General features: G+C 43.5%; 25 protein-coding genes. 6 read left to right on the forward strand and 19 right to left on the reverse strand.

Annotated features, from left to right (window positions below):
* Nucleotides 1-11: 11 nt before the first annotated feature.
* Both HRU23_14000 and HRU23_14005 read right to left on the reverse strand, forming a co-directional pair.
* Nucleotides 12-911 carry a sugar phosphate isomerase/epimerase gene (locus HRU23_14000; GenBank protein NRA55252.1) on the reverse strand — a complete coding sequence of 300 codons (900 nt, stop codon included), beginning with the start codon at nt 909-911 and terminating at the stop codon, nt 12-14.
* A 33-nt stretch (nt 912-944) separates the two neighbouring features.
* The gene (locus tag HRU23_14005; GenBank protein NRA55253.1) at nt 945-1,772 is read right to left on the reverse strand and encodes a TIM barrel protein; all 828 of its coding nucleotides are present in this window, start codon (nt 1,770-1,772) and stop codon (nt 945-947) included.
* 611 nt (nt 1,773-2,383) lie between these two features.
* Here HRU23_14005 and HRU23_14010 point away from each other — a divergent pair.
* Nucleotides 2,384-3,313: a sugar ABC transporter substrate-binding protein gene (locus tag HRU23_14010; protein ID NRA55254.1), complete on the forward strand. Its 930-nt coding sequence runs from the start codon at nt 2,384-2,386 to the stop codon at nt 3,311-3,313.
* 187 nt (nt 3,314-3,500) lie between these two features.
* Here HRU23_14010 and HRU23_14015 read toward each other — a convergent pair whose 3' ends face one another.
* From HRU23_14015 to HRU23_14025, 3 genes are all read right to left on the reverse strand, one after another.
* A complete protein-coding gene (locus tag HRU23_14015; protein ID NRA55255.1) occupies nt 3,501-4,532 on the reverse strand; it encodes a LacI family DNA-binding transcriptional regulator in 1,032 nt (343 codons plus the stop codon).
* Between the two features lie 215 nt (nt 4,533-4,747).
* Nucleotides 4,748-5,098: a DHCW motif cupin fold protein gene (locus HRU23_14020; GenBank protein ID NRA55256.1), complete on the reverse strand. Its 351-nt coding sequence runs from the start codon at nt 5,096-5,098 to the stop codon at nt 4,748-4,750.
* A 30-nt stretch (nt 5,099-5,128) separates the two neighbouring features.
* Complete coding sequence (locus tag HRU23_14025) at nt 5,129-5,749, reverse strand: LysE family transporter (protein ID NRA55257.1); 621 nt, start codon at nt 5,747-5,749, stop codon at nt 5,129-5,131.
* Nucleotides 5,750-6,336: 587 nt separating this feature from the next.
* Here HRU23_14025 and HRU23_14030 point away from each other — a divergent pair.
* On the forward strand, nt 6,337-6,735 hold the full coding sequence (locus HRU23_14030; GenBank protein ID NRA55258.1) for a hypothetical protein: 399 nt from the start codon (nt 6,337-6,339) through the stop codon (nt 6,733-6,735).
* Between the two features lie 220 nt (nt 6,736-6,955).
* Here the strand turns inward: HRU23_14030 and HRU23_14035 are convergent, their stop codons facing one another.
* From HRU23_14035 to HRU23_14070, 8 genes are all read right to left on the reverse strand, one after another.
* Nucleotides 6,956-7,498: a hypothetical protein gene (locus HRU23_14035; GenBank protein ID NRA55259.1), complete on the reverse strand. Its 543-nt coding sequence runs from the start codon at nt 7,496-7,498 to the stop codon at nt 6,956-6,958.
* A 71-nt stretch (nt 7,499-7,569) separates the two neighbouring features.
* Entirely contained in the window at nt 7,570-8,103 is a 534-nt protein-coding gene (locus HRU23_14040; GenBank protein ID NRA55260.1) for a hypothetical protein, read from the reverse strand.
* 369 nt (nt 8,104-8,472) lie between these two features.
* The gene (locus HRU23_14045) at nt 8,473-9,372 is read right to left on the reverse strand and encodes a hydroxymethylglutaryl-CoA lyase (protein ID NRA55261.1); all 900 of its coding nucleotides are present in this window, start codon (nt 9,370-9,372) and stop codon (nt 8,473-8,475) included.
* 3 nt (nt 9,373-9,375) lie between these two features.
* Nucleotides 9,376-11,376 (reverse strand): acetyl/propionyl/methylcrotonyl-CoA carboxylase subunit alpha, encoded by a 2,001-nt coding sequence (locus tag HRU23_14050; GenBank protein ID NRA55262.1) that lies wholly within the window; start codon nt 11,374-11,376, stop codon nt 9,376-9,378.
* 4 nt (nt 11,377-11,380) lie between these two features.
* Nucleotides 11,381-12,175 carry an enoyl-CoA hydratase/isomerase family protein gene (locus tag HRU23_14055; GenBank protein ID NRA55263.1) on the reverse strand — a complete coding sequence of 265 codons (795 nt, stop codon included), beginning with the start codon at nt 12,173-12,175 and terminating at the stop codon, nt 11,381-11,383.
* Nucleotides 12,176-12,183: 8 nt separating this feature from the next.
* On the reverse strand, nt 12,184-13,791 hold the full coding sequence (locus tag HRU23_14060; GenBank protein NRA55264.1) for a methylcrotonoyl-CoA carboxylase: 1,608 nt from the start codon (nt 13,789-13,791) through the stop codon (nt 12,184-12,186).
* A 92-nt stretch (nt 13,792-13,883) separates the two neighbouring features.
* Complete coding sequence (locus HRU23_14065; protein ID NRA55265.1) at nt 13,884-15,053, reverse strand: isovaleryl-CoA dehydrogenase; 1,170 nt, start codon at nt 15,051-15,053, stop codon at nt 13,884-13,886.
* 32 nt (nt 15,054-15,085) lie between these two features.
* Entirely contained in the window at nt 15,086-15,472 is a 387-nt protein-coding gene (locus HRU23_14070; GenBank protein ID NRA55266.1) for a MerR family DNA-binding transcriptional regulator, read from the reverse strand.
* Nucleotides 15,473-15,860: 388 nt separating this feature from the next.
* On the opposite strand from HRU23_14070, the gene HRU23_14075 reads away from it, so the two are divergent.
* Together HRU23_14075 and HRU23_14080 are read left to right on the forward strand one after the other, a co-directional pair.
* Nucleotides 15,861-17,762 carry a propionyl-CoA synthetase gene (locus tag HRU23_14075; protein ID NRA55267.1) on the forward strand — a complete coding sequence of 634 codons (1,902 nt, stop codon included), beginning with the start codon at nt 15,861-15,863 and terminating at the stop codon, nt 17,760-17,762.
* An 86-nt stretch (nt 17,763-17,848) separates the two neighbouring features.
* On the forward strand, nt 17,849-18,214 hold the full coding sequence (locus HRU23_14080) for a hypothetical protein (GenBank protein NRA55268.1): 366 nt from the start codon (nt 17,849-17,851) through the stop codon (nt 18,212-18,214).
* A gap of 128 nt (nt 18,215-18,342) precedes the next feature.
* On the opposite strand, the gene HRU23_14085 is transcribed toward HRU23_14080, so the two are convergent.
* Nucleotides 18,343-18,555, reverse strand: coding sequence for a DUF3622 domain-containing protein (locus HRU23_14085; protein ID NRA55269.1), 213 nt, complete (start codon nt 18,553-18,555; stop codon nt 18,343-18,345).
* A 269-nt stretch (nt 18,556-18,824) separates the two neighbouring features.
* Between HRU23_14085 and HRU23_14090 the strand changes: the two genes are divergently transcribed.
* The gene (locus HRU23_14090) at nt 18,825-19,352 is read left to right on the forward strand and encodes a hypothetical protein (protein NRA55270.1); all 528 of its coding nucleotides are present in this window, start codon (nt 18,825-18,827) and stop codon (nt 19,350-19,352) included.
* Between the two features lie 82 nt (nt 19,353-19,434).
* On the forward strand, nt 19,435-20,082 hold the full coding sequence (locus HRU23_14095) for a DUF2913 family protein (GenBank protein ID NRA55271.1): 648 nt from the start codon (nt 19,435-19,437) through the stop codon (nt 20,080-20,082).
* Between the two features lie 157 nt (nt 20,083-20,239).
* Here HRU23_14095 and HRU23_14100 read toward each other — a convergent pair whose 3' ends face one another.
* The 5 genes from HRU23_14100 to HRU23_14120 are packed head-to-tail and all read right to left on the reverse strand — an operon-like array spanning nt 20,240 to nt 24,219.
* Nucleotides 20,240-20,518: a peptidylprolyl isomerase gene (locus HRU23_14100; GenBank protein NRA55272.1), complete on the reverse strand. Its 279-nt coding sequence runs from the start codon at nt 20,516-20,518 to the stop codon at nt 20,240-20,242.
* 21 nt (nt 20,519-20,539) lie between these two features.
* Nucleotides 20,540-21,310, reverse strand: coding sequence for an ATP-binding cassette domain-containing protein (locus HRU23_14105; GenBank protein ID NRA55273.1), 771 nt, complete (start codon nt 21,308-21,310; stop codon nt 20,540-20,542).
* Nucleotides 21,307-22,308, reverse strand: coding sequence for an ATP-binding cassette domain-containing protein (locus tag HRU23_14110; protein NRA55274.1), 1,002 nt, complete (start codon nt 22,306-22,308; stop codon nt 21,307-21,309). Before HRU23_14110 ends, HRU23_14105 begins: the two co-directional genes overlap by 4 nt.
* Complete coding sequence (locus tag HRU23_14115) at nt 22,308-23,201, reverse strand: ABC transporter permease subunit (GenBank protein ID NRA55275.1); 894 nt, start codon at nt 23,199-23,201, stop codon at nt 22,308-22,310. Before HRU23_14115 ends, HRU23_14110 begins: the two co-directional genes overlap by 1 nt.
* Nucleotides 23,188-24,219 (reverse strand): ABC transporter permease, encoded by a 1,032-nt coding sequence (locus tag HRU23_14120; GenBank protein NRA55276.1) that lies wholly within the window; start codon nt 24,217-24,219, stop codon nt 23,188-23,190. Before HRU23_14120 ends, HRU23_14115 begins: the two co-directional genes overlap by 14 nt.
* Nucleotide 24,220 lies beyond the last annotated feature (1 nt).

Below are 24,220 nucleotides of genomic sequence, written 5' to 3' on the forward strand. Positions count from 1 at the left end.
AGTGTCGCTGATTATTGGTTCCAGTACTTGTCGACATAGCGCTGGATTTCTTCGCGCATAAACCGAGATGAATGTTCTGCACGCTCTTCCCAGGCAAATACGCAGCTTGATAAAACGCCGTCAAAGCCCACTTCGTGCAAGGTTTTAAAGAAACAGTCCCAGTCGATTTCGCCTTCACCCATGTCTAAGTGTTGATGTACGCGGGCGTTAGAACCTGGTGGATTGACGATATAGCGCAGCTGTGAAGAAGCCTTGTGGTTAAAAGTGTCGGCGATTCTGGCGTGAGCGAGTATGCCTTTTGTATCACGAATACTCTGTGCTAAGTCGTCACCGTAATAGAAAGAGTGTGGTGCAATATAAGAGCACTTGATCGCATCGGAGTTAATGCTTTTTATAATGTTGACGGCAGGCGCCATTTCCTCGACCCAATCTTCAGGGTGGGGTTCAATACTTAGTGTTAGTCCTTCGCGCTCAAGCATTGGAACAAGTACGTCCATCGAGCGCCAAAAGGCATTTTCACAAGCTTCAGGAGTATGGATGCCAGATCTATCTGCCGCTGATCGTTCAGGCGAACCACCACGGCCAAATTCAGAGATTAGTAACGGGTTGTCCATTTCAACGGCCAACTCAATTGTACGCTTCCAGTTGTCCATCGCCATTTCCCACTCATCAGCGTAAGGGCTCGACCAGCGATACATAGGTTGCAGCGTTGCGAGCGATACATTGTGATCGCGCAGGGCTTTTTTGAATGTTTTAATGCGCTCAGGGTAAACGCGGGGCCTGGTCCACCATTGCAAAAAATCTTCGCGAGGTGACAATTCTATATGCTCATAACCTAATTCCGCGCTTAAACGACAGGTCTCTGCTAGTGATAAATGACGGTGCATGTATGGATCTAAAGCAATTTTCATAACTATTGTCTCTATTATTGTATTGGGAAAAAACTACTGCTCACAGGCTTGGCGAATGTAACTAATGCTCTGGGCTACTGCGCTGATAGGATCTTCAAGATCCCAAATGGCCGGAGAAAATGGTTCGAAAGACACCAAGCCTTGGTAACCTGCGTTGTGCAGCTGTTTAATCTGTTCAATGTTGCCAAGGCGATCTTTAGGCCCGACTAAAACGCGATGACCATCAAGCATGTCATTAAAGCTAATGTCCTCATCTTCTAAGCCCGAGATATGCACAAGTCCTGTTTGCTGTGCAAATACCGATTGCTCAGCGGCGCCGCGATGATGAAAAGTGTCGTGTACAACAGAGAAGCAATCGCTGGCATCGATTGCTTCAATTGCCTCGATAGCTTCTTGCTTAAAACGTAATGAAGATATGGGAAAGCCGAGTGGTTCCACTAATCCTTTAATCTGGTGCTTATCTAAAATGGCTTTTAATGCGCTTAGCGCGTTGCGCAAATCGGCGCTTTTCTCTGCACTTTGTTCAACATGATTGCCATCGTTCAACGGGCAAAGCACTAGCGCTTTGGCACCGCAGGCGCTGGCAAGTTCGGCAAGCGAGTCGGCTTGTGCTGCACGTTCGCTGTTCCAGATATTGAATGGGTACAACGCATTGATACTGATGATATCAATGTTCAATTGAGCAGCTTTAGCGCCAATCGCTCGAGCCTCATTGAGAGAAGTAAGGCTATTGTCACCAATATCAGTACGTAACTCTACCGCGCTCAAACCGAGCTCTGCTGCAGCTTCTAGCAATTGAATTGGTGATAATGATGGTGCAACCATGTGATTGAGGGAAAAATTTAGTGGATAGCTTGGCATATTCTTATTCTCTTTAGTGAATGCCTTAACGGCTTTGGTTAATAGGTGATCCCATTGGGTTAAACGACTTAATCTAAGCGTAAATTAACCAATTTGAATTATTGGTGTCAATCAATTACATCATTGGTGATGCATATCAAATCAAAAGACATCATTTGGCTGTTTTTACCATTCACTAATGATGTAATTGCATCATTAGCGAATTACTTTTAATTATTTTTTTATTGTATAAATCACTGCTTCGAACCGAGGGGGTTTAGCTTTATTGTTTGTGGTGAATGCTCAGGGAATATCAGAGTTTCGGCAAAATAACGGCTAGTTCTATAGCCTATTTAATACGAAGAATTGTTGTGTTTTTTATATTGGAAAATTGTGAAAAATACAGATTTAAGCTTTTTTCAAATTTGACAATGAATGGTCTGCTTGGCAGAGTGAAATGCATATTCCGTATACAAAACGTTCGAAATTATTTTTTCGTAAATTTTAAGTTGGAATATAAAAGCTAGTAAATATAGTGCTTTAAGCGTGTTTTTATGCTGAAAGTTCTGTCGGTGTGTTATGGTGTAAAAACATGCTGGCCATTAATTAAAAAATAAAAGGATAATAAAATAATGAAAAAACTAGTATTAACGGCTCTAGCAGTCTCAGCAATTTCAGCGCCAATATCAGCAGGTGAACTTAAAATAGGCGTTTCTATGGCAGCCTTTGACGATAACTTTTTAACCACTTTACGTTACGGTATTGAAGCTGCAGCCGAAAGTGAAAAAGCGTTTGTTCAAATTGAAGATGGCAAGAATGATGTAGGCGCACAGCTTAACCAAATTCAGAATTTTATCGCATTAGGCGTTGATGCGATTATCGTCAATCCCGTTGATACAGATGCGACGATTTCGATTAGTGATGACGCACAAGCGGCGGGTATTCCACTTATTTATGTCAATCGACAGCCGATCAATGTCAAGCAGTTGCCAGACAATCAGGCGTTTGTTGCATCTAACGAACTGGAGTCTGGGACTTTTCAAACCGAAGAAGTTTGCCGTTTGTTAGGTGGTAAAGGAAATATTGTGGTGATGATGGGAGAGCTCTCTAATCAGGCGGCATTACAGCGCACTAAAGATATTCACGATGTGATTAAACGGCCAGAGTGTAACGGGCTAAAGATTGTAGCAGAGCAAACAGCACTGTGGTCACGTACTAAAGGAAATGACTTGATGACTAACTGGATCTCAGCGGGCATCGAGTTTGATGCGGTGATTTCAAACAACGATGAGATGGCAATTGGTGCGATTCAGGCATTAAAAGCGTCAGGTCGTAGCATGGACAGTGTAGTAGTCGCTGGCATTGATGCAACAGCTGATGCATTAGCGTCGATGAAAGCGGGCGATTTAGATGTAACTGTTTTCCAAAATGCGGCAGGTCAAGGTCGCGGTGCTGTCTATGCGGCTATTATGTTGGCGCAAGGCAAAGAGGTTGAGCAGAAAGTTTGGATCCCTTTTGAGCTAGTAACACCAAAGAACCTTGCTAAGTACATGGCTAACTAGTCAATTTAAATAACCGGCATTCAGGTTAAATATCTATCTAGCAGACCTCAGTTTAATGTAGTCGTTAAGCTGAGGTCGCAAACAGGAGTACACCAAGAGTTACAAGTAATGCCTGTCGATGATCAAACTTATTTGGTATTCAACTAAGCAACTCAACTCAAATCAAGTTAATACATGTCTAATGCGGTTAGATATTCTCAGAGATATATAATTCAGAAGGTACGTAGATCGTATTATTTAAGACAGGGCCTCGCGCTAAAAAAGCGCGGTTGAGCATTGCTATTGCCTCTTGCGCGACACGTTCTACCGGCGTAGCAATAACCATATTGACGATACCGTCTCTTAATGCATCACGGGTCGCAGGCATTAACTCGTTGCAAATAGTCACCAAGTTATCGGGTGTTTCTTCTGATCGCAAAGTCGAAATCATGCCACTTACTCCTCCTCCAGCACTGTAAATACCCACTAAATTAGGATGATCAGCCAATAGTTGCGCAGTTGCTTCTGCGGCCAGTCTATCGTCATCGAGGTTTAAAATCGGGGGTAACAGCGTGAAACCACCACCAAATTCACGAAAGTAAGAGATAAAGCTTATTTCAGCTATTTCCTGATTTAAGTAGCGGTGGCTACCTAACAAAATTGCGACTTCACCGGATTTCTTAGCAAGACTAGAAATAGCCCAACCAGCTGTACGACCTACCTTACGACTGTCTTGTCCGATATGGCCACTTTGAACCGGAGATGAAAGTGGAGAGAGCAAAGTGATAACAGGCTTGCCTTGGTAGATTATTTTTTCGACTTCTTTGTTAACGGTATGATGATCAAGAGAAACGAGCACAATAGCATCGGCTTTCGCCGCTTGCTGTTTTAGCTGCTCGGCAATATGACTTGGGGATACCTCAGCCATAAAGACAATGGAAACCTCGAGTTGAAAATCCATTAATTGGGAAGACGCTTGTTCAATGGCCAAGCCGAGCGATTGATAGAAAAAGTCTGAACTGCGTTGTAATAAACACACGACTCGTTTTATCGGCTTGGACTCTTTATGGCGTATTTTGAGTAACCCTGCCGCGTGATAACCTATTTTTTCTGCCGCAATTAATACTCGCTGTGCTGTTGCATCTCTAACCGTTGAGCGGTTATTTAATACACGATCAACAGTGGCACTGCTGACATTAGCGGCTTGGGCTAAATCGCGAATAGTTGGGCGTTTAGACATAAAGGAGTCCATAGATAGGTTAAAGCACTGATTATATAAGCTTATAGCGATAAAACAAGTTAGGACACTCAACAATTACCAGTTAGGCAGAGCTTGTAGCGGTACTGTAGTAGTACAGTGAATTTGACCACCTAACAAGAGGTGATATACACAGAAAAGTAACAACTAAATGACACTCAAGATTGATTTTAATGATTTAAATTAATGAGTGTCCCTTATTCTGCCAATTTCAAGAAATCGCCATCAATTATCAGTAGATGAACGCCTCCTTTGGTAATTGAACGATGAGAACTAAGATCATCAGAAACAATATATGACATGCCTTCACTCAAAGTGGATTGAGTACCGTCTTTGAATTCATTTATAACTTCACCCTTTAAGCAGTAAACTATGTGACCTTTTTCACACCAATGATCAGCTTTATAATTCTCAGAATATTCAACATATCTCACACGTAAACCACCAAACTGCATTGTTTGCCAATAGGCAGTGCCAGTGATACCAAAATGCTCAGTTTTCGCGATACTTTGCCAGTCAATCGTCTGAAAAGGAATATTGCTACTCATAGATACTCACACCTTATTTACTCAATAACATTAGAAATTTAGAATCAACTTAAGACTACAAAAGCCAATTAAGCCACCAGTCATATAATCAATCCACTTCTTACTTCCAGTATAAATATTTTGTGATTTTTTAGAAGAAAAAACAAAAACAACCACTAAGTTCCAACCAATAGACACCACTCCCACTACTAAAATCGACCAAACCTTTAAAGTCGTAGTAATGTCAGGTGTATAAAGTGTGGCGAAAACACTTGAAAAAAAGATTAAGCTTTTAGGGTTTCCTAAATTGGTCAACAAGCCCGATAAGTACCCTGAAAAAACATTTAGATCTGCGGATACTTCGATATTTTTAGCCAGTGGTGCCTTTGCATTCTTTAATGTTTTAAAAGCGATATACAATAAGTACATACCGCCAAAAATTTGTAATGCTCGTTGCGAACCTTGAAATTGAGCCAGCACCAATCCAAGTCCCATTGCAGCAAGACCAGACCAAAACACACTAGCTGTCGAAACACCCAACGCGACAAATGTAGCGTACAACCTCGACTTACCAGCGGCAGCCACTGAGATAATTAAAAAGTTCGGTCCCGGACTTACTGCCAGCATAAAATATATGCCAGCAATAGTTATCAAAAAGTTCAATTCGTTCATCTGGATTTCCATATTTTAAGTAACCGTAACTTCTTATAGATCAGTAAATGTATATATGAAATATCACGATATCCAAGCTTATTAATTACAGGTTACCCTCTATGTCAGCAGCATTGAGCCTGAATTTCTAGCATAAAAACAATAATTGAAATTATCTAACATTTCAATCGTTTCATTTGTCTACGGAGATACTTTTATTCGTAACAACTAAAGGACACTCATGAGATTGATTTTAATAATCTAAATTAATGGGTGTCCTTATTTACCCATTAACTCGCCGTATTGTCCTAATGCATTTATCATCAATCTTATTTCTTTATTTTAAGAATAAAACCATATAGTTGAGCGTTTATTGCGCTATTAATTTGTAGGTGGTGAATTACGTTATGGAATAGATTTGGCGTGAAACGGCTACTCGTGCAAGGATAATAGTTACGTGACCAAAGTCACTGTGCCACTACAAAGTGGTGTATCCAATATTGGTGTAGTGTATTATCCCCGCCCCTATTTAGGCGGCTAGTCCCGCGATATATATTGCAATATTCTAAATAGAAACCGTAATACTGATTAATCTAAAAAGGTTCAATATGAAAATTAAAATTTTGTTTTTCTTGTCTTGTATACTCGCTTTTACCAGCACAAGTTCATTCGCTGGTAACCCTGGACAGAATGCAATGAATTGTTTAAGCGCGTCAACTAACTCTAAAAGTTATGATAATCTTGTTTTTAAAAATACATGTTCTAGTCGAATTTTTGTCGTTTGGTGTGGCGATTTAAAGCACAGTAAAAAAGAATGTGGGGATGGACCAAAAGACACGTACTATACTCACTCTGCTAATATAGCTGCTTATTCTAAAAAAACAAAAACACTAAAACGTGGTGGTTCGTATTCTTATGCTGCTTGTAAGGGAAGAATCAGTTTTGGAAGTAAAGGAATTAAACACCCTGCAAATAAAAGAGGCCGATTTACCTGTACAAGAACATAAGTATTTAGAGTAACCATTAATAGGTTTAACTCAAACATTAGCGAGTTAAACCTATTAATGTCCACCTGCCTTTACGGCTTCCAGTGCAGTGGTACAGTGAACTTGGTCACCTAACTTGAGGTGATATACACAGAAAAGTAACAACTAAATGACACTCAAGATTGATTTTAATGATCTAAATTAATGAGTGTCCCTTATTCACATGTTGATATTATATTTGTTATTCAGTTTCAACTGAGTTGGAAACTAGAACAGTATTTTTATTGGGTTGCTTTATTACATTAGCTAAAGCGGAAAAACTCATTGTAGGTTTACCAGATGCGATATTAACCCGACTAAAATACTTGCTTTGCCAATGCCAAAACTCAGTCTCGAAGTATTTACCTAAATATTTAGCATCAGCCTCTTTGATATCAATCATAAAGTTTAGCTTTTTATAGAAGTGCTCTATTTTAGATATTTTTTGCCATTCTTCTGGTGTAAGTTGGTGATAGAGGTTGTCCCATGATGGGCAGTCTAACTCATCGATTGCTTTCCTGAGTGCTTTACCTGCATCATTTCGAATTTGAATGTAGCTTGGGGATGTATATTCTTGTATAAGATCAAGTGCTCTGTTCTTTCTTTCACGATTTGTTTCGTGAATAACGATCAATGAAGCTGACAAACCAGCACCAATAGCGGCACCTAATAATGCCGCGCCCACACTTCCAGTTAATGCCCCAACTATTGCGGAAAACACACTTGTTACAGTTATAACTTCCATAAATATTCCATAGTCAATTATTGATTTAATGTACTGTACTGTATGACGCCAACTTAAGCTGCAGATAACGCTTAGACCGACTCTAAAGCTTTATCTGTTATATCAACAAGTTCAGATATAAATCTTACACATTTATCTAGTTCATTTCTTTTAATTAAATCGGGTTTTGTAATATCAACTTGAGATCGGTGAACCGCTTCCCCTCTGCGCTTTAGCCAGCCATCTAAGGTTTGCTTTACTTGCTTAGGAGTTTGGTAGCTATTCCATACCCAACTTTCAGTAACATTGACATCAAAAAATTCTTCAAAGATCTCTTTGGTTTTTTGTGAACCTGGATTATGAAACATTTTCAATTTTGATGAGAATTGACGCTCAAGATAGTTACCAATATGGCAGCCTTGCAGTGCACCAAATTTATTAGTAAATAACTCAGTTGCAATATCTTCTACATAGGTTTCCCAAGCTGTCAAAGTCATTATCAACGCTGCCCGTTTTAGTGCTTCAGGTGGCGATGCATCATCTTTAACATTCAATAAGTCGTAACATTGTGCGAGTTCTTTCGCATCTGTTATTGCGAGTTTAAAGTTGTTTAATGAAATGGACATTTATGGGGATATCTCCTTGGCATATTAACAATATATTATCCAAATTCCGCAATAAGCCCGAAATTGAAACAACAATTTGAAGCAGACTCTAAACCTAAAATCAAATTAACACAATGACTTAAGATAAGATTGCTAACAAAGCGTTAAAAATAGCCCTGAAGAAAAATTGCCCACGGGCTTATTGGAAACACTGCGCTAGATACACACAGCAAAAAAAATTTAAGAGCCTTTGTACCAACTAGCTAAAAACATTTGAGGGATGGAGAGAGTTGAGTTGTTAGCCCTAACAACAGCCAAGTTGATAGCTGTAATTAGGACTTTAATGAGAGCCTTAGTTAGGGCTTTAGTTTGGGGGCGGTGAGTAGAGCACTAAACCGCAGGCTTTAACGCCAAGGCCACTTTTGAATTAGGTACTTTTCCTAGAGCTTTGCTGATATCCCAGCCAGCACTGACCAGTTTTTCAAGGTCGACTCCGCTGATAATGCCAAGGCCGTTTAACATGTAAACTAATTCCTCTGTTGCAACATTGCCCGACGCACCCTTAGCGTAAGGGCAGCCGCCGAGTCCTGCCACTGCGCTATCAACTACGCTAATGCCTAGTTCTAACGCGCTGTAAATGTTGGCTAATGCTTGGCCGTAGGTATCGTGAAAATGTACCGCGAGTTTATCAACCGGTACTACCTTAATTACTTCGGTTAACATGGTTTTTACGGCGAGTGGCGTACCCACGCCCACGGTATCGCCAAGGCTTATTTCATAACAGCCCATTTGGTAAAGTCTTTGCGCGACCATCGCTACTTTTTCAGGCGCAATCTCTCCGTCGTAAGGGCAACCTAAGACACAAGACACGTAACCTCGCACCCGCAATCCTGCTTGCTCGGCACGTGCCATTAATGGTTCAAAGCGTTGTAGTGATTCTTCGACACTGCAATTGATATTCTTTTGGCTAAAGCTTTCTGACGCCGCGCCAAACACTGCTACCTCATCAGCGCCCGCCGCAATGGCGGCTTCTAAACCTTTAAGGTTGGGCGTTAGCGCCGAATAAGTAATGCCATCGCCACGTTCAATTCGGCTAAATAGCGTGCTGCTGTCGGCCATTTGTGGCACCCATTTCGGTGATACAAAGCTGCCTGTTTCAATCATCTTTAGCCCTGTTTCACTCAAAGCGTTGACTAAGGTGATTTTATCTTCAAGGCTAACCGCGGCTTCATTTTGCAAGCCGTCGCGGGCACCCACTTCAACAATTTTTACAAATTTTGGTAACGCCATGAGTTACTCCTGAGCCTCAAATTCGACCAACAGTTGACCGTCTTTTACCATATCACCGTCGTGATAAAATATCTCAGTTACCGTGCCATCGTATGGCGCGGTAATGGCGTATTCCATTTTCATCGCTTCCATGATCACTAAGCTATCACCAGCTTTGACGGTTTGATTTTCTTGGCACATGACACTAACAATGGTGCCATTCATTGGCGCGGTCAGTTTTGACTCGGCTTCTTCACTGACAAATTCGGTGCTGCCGTGACCTTTAATCGAGAAATGATGAATGTCTTGCTTAATAAATAAACTGACATGCTGATCGGTTTGATCAAGCAGTAAATTGATTTTATGGCCATTAATGGTGGCGCTTAACTGATCATCACTAAGTTGGCCACTGACCGTTAACTTCACATTGTCAAAATCAAAGTGATAACTGTCGTTATTTTGGGTGACATGAATAAAATGAGCAATGCCGTGTTGATCAGTCAGTTCAAGCTGGTGGCTTGGCAATTCATTTAAACGCCAGCCGCTGGTATTAGCCCAAGGTGAAAAAGGATCGTTACATTGGGTACTCGCAACCTTATTGTGTTGCTGGCGGCCAAGCAAAATGGCCAAGCTTGCCAAGGCGAGGGCACGGTGACTGGTATCAGTTGCTGGGCTAAACAGTAAGTCGGTGTGCTTTTCAATAAAGCCGGTATTGAGCTGTGCCTGTGCAAACGGCTCGGCACCAACAAGGTTGGTTAAAAAGCCAAGATTCGTTTTTAAACCGCCAATCCGATATTCGTCAAGCGCATGCAACATTCGAGCAATGGCGCGTTCACGGGTCTCGTCCCATACAATTAATTTGGCAATCATCGGATCGTAAAAACTGCTGACTTCGTCATTTTGACGAACCCCAGTATCAACTCGCACATGGCGCGATTGTTGGGGCTGGCGCAAATAATTAAGTTGGCCGGTCGCCGGTAAAAACTCGTTGTCAGGATCTTCGGCATAAATACGCACTTCAATCGAGTGACCATCAACCGTTACTTGCTCTTGCGTTAAAGGCAGGTGCTCGCCGCTGGCTACTTTTAACTGCCACGCGACTAAATCTTGGCCGGTGATCATTTCAGTAACCGGATGCTCAACTTGCAAGCGGGTATTCATTTCCATGAAGTAAAACGAGCCGTCTTCGTCGTATAAGAACTCAACCGTGCCAGCGCCTTGATAATTAATCGCTTTTGCTGCAGCGACGGCTGCTTCACCCATCGCCACTTTGATTTCGCTTGGCATATTAGGGGCAGGCGCTTCTTCGATCACTTTTTGGTGACGGCGCTGAATTGAACAATCACGTTCTGACAAATAAATACAGTTGCCGTGATTGTCGGCAAACACCTGAATTTCAACGTGACGGGGTTTGGTTAGGTAGCGCTCAATGAGCATTTTGTCGTTACCAAAACCGGCCATTGCTTCACGTTTGGTTGAAGCTAGTGCCGTGTCAAATTCGTCAAGGTTCCAGACCACACGCATGCCTTTGCCACCACCGCCATAGGCTGCTTTGAGCAGTTGCGGGTAACCAACAAGTTCAGATTGCTGCTTTAAGAACGCTGGATCTTGGTTGTCACCGTGGTAACCGGGCACTAACGGCACACCCGCATCGGTCATAATGATTTTGGCCGCACTTTTAGATCCCATCGCGTCAATAGCGCCAACCGGGGGGCCAATAAATACGATACCTTGCGCTTGACAGGCTTTGGCAAATTCGACGTTTTCAGACATAAAACCGTAACCGGGGTGAATAGCTTGTGCGCCCGACTCGCGAGCCGCGGCTAAAATACGATCCATTCTAAGGTAAGAGTCTTTCGACGGTGATGGCCCAATATGGAATGCTTCATCGGCCATGGCGACATGGCGTGCGTCTTTATCTGCATCAGAATAAATCGCGACGCAGCGTACCCCCATTTTGTGAGCGGTTTCGATAATACGACACGCAATTTCACCGCGGTTAGCAATTAAAATTTTATCAAACATAATGTTATTCCTTGACCCAAGACGGCGTTCGTTTGTCTAAAAATGCGTTGAGGCCTTCTTGGCCTTCGTCTGATACACGAATGGTGGCAATGCGCTCTGTGGTGCCATGGATAATTCTTGAGTCAACGGGTTTTGAGCTGACAAATTCAATTAACTCTTTGGCTGCGGCCATCGCCGCGGGGCTGTTGCCAAGCAACGAATCAATAATCGGGGTGACGCCCTTGTCTAAATCATCAACCACTTGATGAACCAAACCAAAGTCGACGGCTTGCTGCGCTTTAAATCGCTCGGCGGTTAAAAAGTAGCGCCGTGCTTGGCGTTGGCCCATCGCGGCGACCACATAAGGGCTGATAGCCGCTGGAATTAAGCCAATTTTAACTTCACTGAGGCAAAAGCTGGCTTGTGGGGTCGCCAGTGCAATATCGCAACAGGCTACTAGGCCTACTGCACCGCCAAAAGCCGCGCCTTGTACTAGCGCAATGGTTGGTTTTGGAAAAAAGTTGATCGCGGCCATTAATTTGGCCAGTAGCGCAGCGTCATCAATATTTTGCTGGAAATTATTATTGACCATGGCGCGCATCCAATTAACATCGGCACCCGCAGAGAAGTTTTTACCCTTAGAACGTAAGACAACGCCACGCACGTTATCGTCATATTTTAAGGTTGAAAAGGCATTCATCAGTTCGGTTATCATGACATCGTCAAAGGCGTTATGCACTTCAACGCGGGTCATGGTAATGGTGGCAATGGCACGGCTATCAATTGTTACGGTAAGGTATTTATAGTCAGTGGTATTCATGGCGGCCCCTAAATTCTGAAAATGCCAAATTGAGTGTCTTCAATTGGCGCGTTTAATGCGGCGGAAATGGCCAGCCCAAGCACTTGACGTGTTTGCGCCGGATCAATAATGCCATCGTCCCATAAACGGGCACTGGCATAATACGGATTACCTTGCTCTTCATACTGTTTAATAATCGGCTGCTTAAATTGCGCTTCTTGTTCGGCGGTCATCGACTCACCTTTGCGGGCTAAGCCATCTTTCTTAACTTGGGTTAATACACCAGCGGCTTGCTCGCCACCCATCACCGAAATTCTGGCGTTGGGCCACATCCACATCATAGTCGGATCATAAGCGCGGCCACACATGCCGTAGTTGCCTGCGCCATAACTGCCACCAATTAACACGGTAAATTTAGGCACCTTGGCACAAGATACCGCAGTAACCATTTTCGCGCCATGTTTGGCAATGCCTTCGGCTTCGTACTTTTGGCCAACCATAAAGCCGGTAATATTTTGTAAAAACACCAACGGAATTTTGCGCTGACAACACAATTGAATAAAGTGAGTGCCTTTTTGAGCTGATTCAGAAAACAAGATCCCGTTATTGGCAATAATGCCCACCGGATAACCGTGAATACGAGCAAAACCACAAACCAGCGTGGTGCCGTAATATTGCTTAAATTCATCAAAGTCGGAGCCATCAACCACGCGCGCTATTACTTCTCGCACGTCGAACGGCTTTTTCAAGTCGGTGCCAACAATGCCGTAAAGCTCTTTGGCGTCAAATAACGGTTCAACACTTGGCAGCAAGCTGATGTTGGGCTGCTTAACGTGGTTAAGGCGGCTGATGCTTGAACGAATAATTTGCAAGGCGTGTTCATCGTTTTGAGCGTAATGATCGGCCACGCCTGATACTTTACAATGAACATCGGCGCCGCCTAAGTCTTCGGCGCTAACGACTTCGCCGGTGGCTGCTTTTACCAATGGCGGACCCGCTAAGAATATAGTGCCTTGCTCTTTAACGATAATCGACTCGTCGGCCATCGCGGGCATGTAAGCGCCACCGGCGGTACACAAGCCCATCACCGAGGCTATTTGTGCAATGCCTTTGGCCGACATGTTGGCTTGGTTAAAGAAAATTCGGCCAAAGTGATCGCGATCAGGAAATACTTCATCTTGGCGTGGCAAAAACGCGCCGCCAGAGTCGACTAAATAAATGCAGGGCAGGTGACAACGTTCGGCAATGTCTTGGGCGCGCAAGTGCTTTTTAACCGTTAACGGGTAATAGGTGCCGCCTTTTACTGTGGCGTCATTTGCCACAATCATGCACTCAATGCCGCTGACTCGGCCAATGCCAGCAATAACTCCAGCGCAAGGCACAAAGTCTTCGTAACATTGCCACGCGGCAAATTGACTAAGTTCTAAAAACGCCGAGCCATTATCAAGTAGGGCGTTAATGCGGTCACGCGCCAACATTTTTCCGCGTGATTGGTGACGTTGCCGCGCAACCTCACCGCCGCCTTGTTTTAAGGTTTCAAGGTTGTCATTAAGCTGAGTAACCAGTGTTTGCATCGCGTCAGACTTGGCGATAAATTCTTGACTACGGGAATTGATTTTTGAAGCGATAATTGCCACGAGCGAGCTCCTGATAATCGCTGGGCCACAAGGGCCCAGCAGATGAAAAAGGGATAATAAGAAAGGTTCGAGTTATGTAACCGGTACTTAGGCTATTTAGACTCGTTAAATAATTCGCGGCCAATTAACATCCGGCGAATTTCAGAGGTGCCTGCGCCAATTTCATACAGCTTAGCATCGCGTAATAAACGACCCGCGGCAAACTCGTTAATGTAACCATTGCCACCGAGCAGTTGAATGGTGTCTAAGGCCATTTTAGTGGCAAGTTCAGCACTGAATAAGATAACAGCGGCGCTGTCTTTGCGGGTGGCTTCACCACGGGCACAAGACTGAGCCACAGCATAAACGTAGGCTTTTGCTGCGTTCATTTGGGTGTACATGTCGGCTATTTTGCCTTGCACGAGTTGAAACTCACCAATCGATTGTCCAAACTGCACGCGGTCGTGAATGTAAGGTACAACTAAGTCCATGCACGCGTCCATAATGCCTAATGGGCCACCGGCTAGCACTAAGCGTTCGTAATCAAGGCCACTCATTAACACTTTAACGCCGTTATTTAATCCGCCTAAAATGTTTTCTTCTGGTACTTCGCAGTCTTGAAATACTAGCTCGCAAGTATTTGAGCCGCGCATGCCTAATTTGTCGAGTTTTTGCGCTTGAGTAAAGCCTTTAAAGCCACGTTCGATAATGAATGCGGTAATGCCATGCGCACCTTTATCAAGATCTGTTTTGGCATACACGACATAAGTTTGAGCGTCGGGGCCGTTGGTGATCCACATTTTTGTGCCGTTTAAAATGTAACGGTCGCCGTCTTTGCGGGCATGAAGTTTCATTGATACGACGTCAGAACCAGCATTGGGCTCACTCATGGCTAGTGCGCCAACATGCTCACCACTGATAAGTTTTGGTAGGTATTTTTCTTTTTGGGCTTGGTTGCCGTTACGGTTGATTTGATTAACACATAAATTTGAATGGGCACCGTACGACAGGCCAACCGACGCCGACGCGCGGCTGATTTCTTGCATTGCTACTACATGGGCTAAGTAGCCCATATCAACTCCACCGAATTCTTCCGCTACGGTAACGCCTAATAAGCCCATATCACCGAATTTACGCCATAAGTCCGCTGGAAATTCGTTGTCTTTGTCAATTTGTTCGGCGCGCGGCGCTATTTCATCGGTGGCAAATGCGTTGACGGTATCGCGCAGCATGTCGATGGTTTCACCGAGGCCAAAGTTAAGTGAGCTAAAGGTTGATTGCATGTCAGTCTCCGTTGTGCCGACATTTGCGACGGCTAAGTTAAGTCTTTTAATTCGCTTTTACAGCGAGCCTCCACCGAACTCAACTCCATTAGTACTACAGTTATGTCTTCCATTTGTTGTTGCAGATGATCTTTTTTCTCATCGATTAAACTTAACATGGTGTGTAACTGCTGCACGCTAGAGCGATCGGCGTCGTATAATTCGAATAAACGACGAGTTTCTGCTAACGAAAAACCTAATCGTTTACCCCGTAAAATTAATTTCAGTCTGACTCTGTCTTGTGGGCTATAAATACGTGTTTGGCCACGACGATTAGGTTTGATCAAACTTTGATCTTCATAAAACCTAATGCTTCTGGTTGTGACATCAAACTCTTTTGCCAGCTCACTAATTGAGTAGCTCTTTTGTGGTTCATTCATTACTAGTCATCCTGCTATTGACTACACCTTATATGAAGTTTACGTAAAGGTAAAGTTCGTTTGGGCGCAAGTTATATATTGTTGTTATCTGAATTAATTTTATCGACCTTTCTACCGGACTGATTATCGATTTTTTTACTGGAGTTAGTGTATTACTTTCGCGTTATTTCGTCACCCGCTGCCTAGTGCTTTAGTGGTGATTATTTAAGTTAAATTGGCGCTAAAGCCATAATTTTTACTGAAAATAAGCCGGTTTAGCCGCTGTTAGCGCTAAGTCTAACACGCTAAGGTCTAATAATTTACAGTTACCTTTACGTGTTAGTAATAGTTGCACAGTCGTAGTCGTCATAATAAAACCTTGTCATTAAATGTGTAACAGGAGCATCTTGTGGAACAGAGTGAAACCTATCAGCAACTTTATCGTCGTTCAATTGAACAGCCTGAACAATTTTGGGCTGAGGCAGCCGAGCAAATTAGTTGGAGCAAACCTTGGGATAAGGTTTTAGATACCAGCGATAAGCCCTATTATCGTTGGTTTAGCGGCGCGATGCTTAATACTTGTTACAATGCGGTTGACCGCCATGTTGAAGCGGGATTTGGTCAGCAAGTCGCGATTATTTATGACTCTCCCGTTACCGCTACCAAACAGAAAATAACCTACCTTGAGTTACAGGGTCAAGTGGCCAAACTCGCTGGCGTGTTAGCCGGACTTGGCGTGGTGAAAGGCGATCGGGTGGTCATTTACATGCCAATGATCCCGCAAACCTTAGTGGGCATGCTCGCTTGCGCACGTTTAGGGGCTATTCACTCGGTTGTGTTTGGCGGTTTTGCGGCCAACGAACTGGCCAGTAGAATTGATGACGCCAAACCCAAGGTAATTTTGGCGGCTTCTTGTGGCATTGAACCAAACAGACAAGTTGCCTACAAACCACTGCTTGACGAAGCGTTAGCGATTGCGTCGCATAAACCAACCAATACGATTATCTATCAGCGTCCGCAGTTGCTGGCAGCGATGACCCCAGGTCGAGATCTAGATTGGCAAGAGGCTAGCGACGCGGCCAAACCGCACCCTTGTGTTGATGTAGCGGCAACCGATCCGCTTTATATTTTATATACCTCGGGCACCACGGGCCAACCTAAAGGGGTGGTGCGTGACAATGGTGGGCATGCGGTTGCGCTTGCGTGGTCGATGAAACATATTTATAACGTTAAGCCCGGTGATGTATTTTGGGCGGCCAGTGATGTCGGCTGGGTGGTTGGCCATTCTTACATTTGTTATGGGCCATTAATTAATCGTTGCACCACGGTGTTGTTTGAAGGAAAACCCGTTGGCACACCAGACGCTGGCACGTTTTGGCGGGTAATTGAAGAATATCAGGTTAAAAGCTTCTTTACTGCGCCAACGGCATTTCGCGCGATAAAGGGCATAGATCCTGAAGGTCTGTTGATTGATAAATACGACATCAGTTGTCTTAATGCCTTGTATTTAGCGGGCGAGCGCTGCGATCCGGCAACGCTAAGCTGGGCTCAGAAAAAACTCAAAATACCCGTGGTCGATCATTGGTGGCAAACTGAAACTGGCTGGTCTATTGCCGCTAATTTATTGGGCAGTTGTCCTGCGCCAATAAAAGCGGGCTCACCGACCCGAGCAGTGCCTGGTTATAACGTTGCCGTGCTCGACTCTGATGGTGAGCCTGTACCAGCGGGGCAGTCGGGTTTAATTGTGATTAAATTGCCATTACCACCGGGCACCTTGCCGACGCTTTGGCAAAACAATCAACGCTATTATGATGCTTATTTGAGTCAGTTCGACGGTTATTATCTTACTGGGGATGCGGGATATATTGATGAAGACGACTATTTGTGGATTATGAATCGGATTGACGATGTCATTAATGTCGCCGGTCATCGTTTGTCGACTGGGCGCTTAGAAGAAGCTTTAAGCAATCATAAAAGTGTCGCTGAAGTTGCAGTTATTGGGGTGAACGATCAGCTAAAAGGCGAATTACCTTTAGGCTTAGTGGTGCTCAACAGCGAGTGTCAGCTAAGTATCAAGGAAATTGAGCAGCAGTTGATAGCGCAGGTTCGCAATGAAGTTGGGCCTGTCGCGGCATTTAAATTGATTGCGGTGGTCGATAAATTACCGAAAACCCGTTCTGGTAAAATTTTACGCGCGACCATGAAAAGCATTGCCAATAATCAAGAATATGGCATACCGGCAACGATTGAAGATGTGTCGGTGTTGCGTTCAATTGAGCAATCGCTGCAAAATCTGGGTTACGCGCAGTAGCAATATTAGTAGACTCGGTCATAAGGCTAGTGACCGAGTGCTATTTTGCGTTATCATAAGCTGTCTAAGGTAAACCGAGCAAAACATTGGCCGAACAAGTACAAATGAATTTATTGTCTTTCCAGCGAAAAACAATCAACTCTTATCAACTAAAGGCCGACATTCGGGCCACTGGCGCGGTATTAATGCGCAAAGGGCGCTCGCGCAACTGGATTTTACAGGCCGATAACGAACAGATACAACAGATTATCGCGCACATTGAGCAAGCAGAGCAGCCAAGCTGGTTGTGGTTAATCAAGGTGCTTAATAAGCAGCATCAGCAGTTAACGAGTCAGCAATTACTCAATCTTGTTGAACGTAATCCGGCGATATCGCTTAATCAATTAATCGGTTTAACCAATTGTACCCGCGCGCAAGCGAGAGAGGCAATGGATCAGTTTGAATGGCTGTAGCCCTAGCTATTTACATTAGTTAACGCCGCTTGCAGGAAGTTAAACCATTAAGATCAAAAAAGGAGCTGTTATCTCTAACAGCTCCTTTTTTTAACTCTTAAGCACCAATTCGTGATTGGTGTTAACGCTTAGTTAGAGCGTCGTGCATTACGTCGCTTAAGGTTTTCTAAGAATGATACTAGCTCTGTTTGAGCCCACTGCGTTGCTTCAGCTTCAGTAGCAAAACCATCTTGGGTTTTTGATACGATAGTTTCGCGTGCTGTTTTACGTCTTACGATTTGTGCAGTCCAAGTCTCGTTGTCTTGTTCAATGCGGTAATCGAATTTTTTACCTTTACTCATGTCGCTTGTTTCCCGGCGGTCGTTGATTATTAGGGCTATAAATGGCGTTTTTTTATTCAATAATGCCACGCCAAATTGCTATGGGGGCAATTCTACCGTAAAGCGAGAGCTTGGGCACTAAAAAAACGTAAAAATAGGGTAAAGATCGTGTTTTATTTGCTAAACTGCCTCGGTGTTTTGGGTGTTGTGAACACTTGTTTATTTATTATATCAACAGTCTGATAGGCGAGGGGTTTGCCCCGTCGAGATTGCAGCTGTACGGAGTACAAATGTTAAAAATTATTGCTTATGTTGTGCTCGCACTTTTTTTAGCCTTAGTGGCGGTGTATTTTTGGGTTGAAGCGCAACGAAAAAAAGAAAAAGAAGAGAAACAACAAGCTATCGCGCTGCAAATCAGTACGATGAAAGACAACTTTAAGAAAGACCTAAACCAGATGGTCTCAGATCAGTTATTAAGCAAAGCAGGCAGTGATAGTATTTATCGCATTGCTAATAACTTTTTTGTTTTTCAACCGATCAGTGACGATAACATCTTTTATTGCGAACAAATTTTATGCCGAGTGCGCGATGCTTTACCGATGCTCAATGGTGAGGCCAACAATTTAGAACAAGCACAAGAATTTACCAGTCTGTTTGTTCAATCGTTGCCAACAGATGCCGGTGGCTACAATGCGCATTTTTATCGGATGCGACTACCTGAATTAATTTCCCAGCTGACGACTTATCAAGAACAAGCGGGCGAAACTAAATCACAAACCCTGCCACAAGCTGAATCTGTAGCTGAGCATGTGGCATAACATTTATTAAAATAAACACTCGCGTCATCATGCTTTATAGGGATAACGCGAGTGTGGTTAACATTATTATTAGGAAATTAAGATGGCTTTATTTTGTCAGGAAATCTATCGAGTGGTGAGTGACGGCCTGAGTGATCTAACCCAGGCGCAAGAGGCCGGAAAAACCCCGACCAATCCACTGAGTGAAAATCATTTTTTTAGTGCTTGGATCACCAAAGCATTAAAATCGCATCGGTTCGACATTTGTGTCGTTCCGCCGCTGTCTGGTTGGCAACGCCAAGCAAGAACCCAAGGAGTTCAAGCGGGTCTTAAACAACAATTTTTAGCGATACAACGAACTTATGCGCCAATTTTGGTGGATAATAACGAAAGTAAGCCAATCGTTAAAACCCAGTTTACTAAGCTAACTGAATTGCTAACTACTGCTGACTGGCAAGTGACAATTGAGCTTGAAGTTGGAAAAAAGTTGAGCCTTAGATCTAGTGGGTTGTCTTCGTTGGTGATCTGTAGCAAACGTTGGTCGGTTGCTTTTGATGACGATGGTCAATTGATTAAACCGATTTCGTTATATGTCCGTGGTGACACTCAAGGTTTGATCGATTTGGCGCATAGCGTTGATTTGTTATTGCATAAGAAAACCGACTACAAATCAGCGGTAAAATATCATGGTCAATACCTGATCCATCCATTGAATAATGGCAGTGATTTACCTTGTATTATTAGTGAATAAACTAGTTGTTATTCGGTAATCTGATTAGCTTAGTTTTAAACGGTTACAAAACCTATATCTAGAACACAGGTTAAGTAATAATGCTGGCGCGCGAGATAACGTATTATCTCGCGGCTAGTGGAAATGTTATGCGGGCAGTTTTGACGTTAAACGAGGATTAGTTACGGTAAAGCGTCTTAATTAAATGAAAACCAAATTGGGTTCTAACAGGACCATGCACTTCTAAAATCGCTTTTTTAAACACGACATCGTCAAAAGCCTTAACCATTTGTCCAGGCTTAAACTCGCCCAAATCACCACCTTTTTTCCCCGAAGGACACGTTGAATACTTTTTTGCTAGGGTCGCGAAACTTTCACCTTTGGCTAACAATTTTTTGATTTTTTCGGCTTCTGGTTTGGTTTTAACTAAAATATGTACTGCGCAGGCTTTAGCCATCATGTTTTCTCTTAAAAAATATCAACAGTCGATATTATAAAGTAATTTTTTAGATACGTCGTTTGTTGGCGCATTTAAAATTTGCTTAGCATCACCAAACTCAATCATTTTACCTTGATCCAATACCATAATTTTATCGCTAATATGACGCACTATATTCATGTTGTTCGATACAAACACGTAAGACAGTCCCATATCGTATTGCAGTTTCAATAATAAGTTAATGATTTGAGAACGAACTGACATGTCTAACACCGACAAGGCTTCGTCGGCCACAATAATGTGTGGGTCTAACATTAAGGCTCGGGCAACCCCAATGCGTTGCTTTTGGCCACCTGAAATCATGTGGGGATAAAAATGGGCATGCTCGGGCAATAACCCCACCTGACGCAGTTTGCTGTAGACTTCTTTTTCGCGGTCTTTTTTATTAATATCGGTCGCAAAAATTAACGGCTCCTCAAGCAAATTACCAATTCTGATCCTTGGGTTAAGCGAGGTATCAGCGTCTTGAAAAATCATTCGGATATAGCGACAGCGTTGGCGGTGGTTTTTTGATTCAAGCTGTTCGCCTTCAAGAATAATTTCACCGGCACTGCGTTGTTCTGCGCCAACTAAAATGCGGGCTAAAGTCGATTTACCTGAGCCACTGCTGCCAATAACAGACAGGGTTTGTTGCTCAGCCAATGAAAAAGAAATGGGTCCTAATGCATGTTTATATTGGGGAATTAACCATTTATAACCTGTGTGAAATGATTTTTTTAGGTCATTGACCTCAAGCAGGTTAGTCATTATTGGGACTCAGCGTTGTCATAAGTAATGGGGAAGTGGCAAGAGTAGAAATGGCCATTCTTCTCTTTCATTTTTGGCATTTCGACACAACGGCGTTGCGCATTGGGGCAGCGAGGGCCTAGCCGGCAGCCGATCGGCAAATGTTGCATGGTCGGCACACAGCCAGACAGCGAGCTAAGCTGAGATTTATGACTTAGTTTGTCATCAAAATGCGGCATGCTGCGCAACAGCGCAATGGTATAAGGGTGAAATGGCCGGCTAAATATTTGCTTGGTTTGACCCGACTCAACGGTTTGACCGCTATACATTACGGTGATTTTTTGGGTCCAATGTTCAATGTACTCCAAATCATGGCTGATTAGCAGTATTGATACATCATTGATTTTATTTAATTTTTTAAATAATTTAAATATTTGAGCCTGAGCGCCACTTTCTAATACCGTGGTTGGTTCGTCGGCAATTAACAGCCGGGGTTTGTAAGCTATCGCCATCGCGATTAATACGCGCTGACACATGCCTTCAGTTAACTCGTCTGGGTAACTGTCCATGACGTGGCGGTGATTATCTATTCCTACTTTATGCAATAATTGACGGATCCGTACTTCGCGCCACTGTTTTCTCTGCCAAAACGGGACGTCGGGGGCGATGGTCGCCAACGACTCGTGCATTTGATGACCCACTGTGTCATTAGGATCAAGACAAGTAGAAGGATCTTGAAATACCATGGCTATTTCGCTGCCCATTAACTTGCGCCGTTCACGAGCGGTAAGTGACAGCAAATCGATGCCGTTATAACGCAGGCGATCAGCCGAGACCCGCCAGCGGTTACTTAAAATACCCATGATCGCTTTTGCGACTAACGATTTTCCTGAGCCCGATTCGCCGACCAAGCCACGAATTTCGCCGGGATCAATCTGTAAATTTACCCGATCGACCGCTTTAATTTTGCCGTCAGGGGTATCAAGTTCAATGGTTAAATTTCGGATGTCGAGTAAAGGCATTAATCGATCCTCTCTTTGAGGGCACGTTGCAGACCGTTTCCTATCATGTTGATTGATAACACACTACAAAAAATGGCCAAACCAGGGATCGCGACATTCCACGGCGCTAAAAATATTAAGTCGAGCCCTTCAGATAACATCGCGCCCCATTCTGAACGTGGCGATTGCGCCCCTAGTTTTAAAAAACCTAAGGTCGCAATATCAATGATAGCAATTGAGATTGATAAGGTAATTTGAATCACTAGTGCATCGAGAATATTGGGTAAAATAGAATGAAAAAATATTTGCGATTTATTGGCGCCATCGAGCTTGGTCGCGGTGACATATTCTTTTGATAACTCATGATGTACTGCGTTATGGGTTGCACGCATAAATTGCGGGGTTAATGAAATGCCAACGGCTAACATCACATTGGTGATGCCAGGTCCGCTGATAGCGACAAAGACTATCGCTAGCAACAACGATGGAATAGCCAGGGTAGCATCGAGAATATGGTTGAGAATACTCGATTGCAGGCCATGACTCATACCCGAGAATATGCCAATGATACAGCCAAAAAACAAGGCAATAAAGGTCACTAAAATACTGGAACCAAAGGTTGTTCTGGTGCCATAAATGAGGTTTGAAAAGATGTCTCTTCCTAGGTCATCGGTACCAAAGAAAAAAGCAACATGTCCTTCGGGATGCCACGACGGAGGCATCAGCAAGGCGCTAGAATGTTGATAGCCCTGTGGGTAAGGGGCCAACAAAGGGGCAAAAATGCTAATTAACATAAAAATGGCAAAAATCCACAGACCGAGCATGGCCAATGGTGATGCTGCAAAGTTACGCCAAATTTGCTGCAACGGCGAAGGAATAATCTCATCCTGATAAATGTGGCTAGTTCTTGCCATGACGAAGGCTCCGGCGTTTGGTGGTGCCAACGATAGCGATTAAATCACTGACGATAGAAATAACGATAATCAATCCGGCGCAAATTAAAATACCCGCACTTATCACCGGGAAATCCCGTTGATAAATAGCCGACATTAACCAGGTGCCGATACCGGGCCATGAAAAAATAACTTCGGTGACCATCGCACTGGTTAACAAGGTACTCAACTGCAAACTTACTTGTGCTAATACTGGCTGCATCGCGTTGGGCAGGGCATGGTGCAATACTATGATCAGCGGTGATACCCCACGGGCTTCTGCGGCTTTGATGTGATTGGTATTAAGCTCTTCTAACATCGCAGCACGGGTAATGCGTATAACCACGGTGATGGGGAATAAGGCCAAGGTAACCGTCGGCATAACTAAATGAAAAAAGGCATCGCGTAAGGCCTGCGCCTTACTGGTTAAATCAGATAACATGATATCAATTAGGGTAAAGCCGGTGACCGGTTCAATTTGATAGAGTAAATTCAGTCGACCAGCGACTGGCAGTAGTTGAAATTCGAGTCCTAAAAACATAATGCCGATTACACCGAGCCAAAAAATAGGGATTGAATAGCAGACTAGGCTAACGGAAACAATCAACATATCGGACAGTTTTTTATAACGAAATGCCGCCAGTACCCCAAAAGGGATCCCGATAAACAAGGCCAAAATCATCGCATAAATACACAGTTCAATGGTAGCGGGCAAGCGTTGGGTGATTTCGTTAAGGATCGGTTGAGCCGAGGTTAACGAAAGCCCGAAGTTACCACTGAGACGTTCGGTGGCAAAGGCAAGGTATTGATTAATCACCGAACCATCAAGCTGGTATTGCTGATCTAATAGTTCAAGTTGATGAAAGGTCGGGCTGGTAATACCGCTTAAGTTGACTAAGGGATCACCGGGTAAGGCTTTGTGCATTAAAAACACCAGCAAAAATAAAATGGCCAGTGTCAACACGAACAAATTAAACCGTCGGGCTATGTAAAACCACATA

The organism is Gammaproteobacteria bacterium (assembly GCA_013214945.1).
Taxonomy (GTDB): domain Bacteria; phylum Pseudomonadota; class Gammaproteobacteria; order Enterobacterales; family Psychrobiaceae; genus Psychrobium.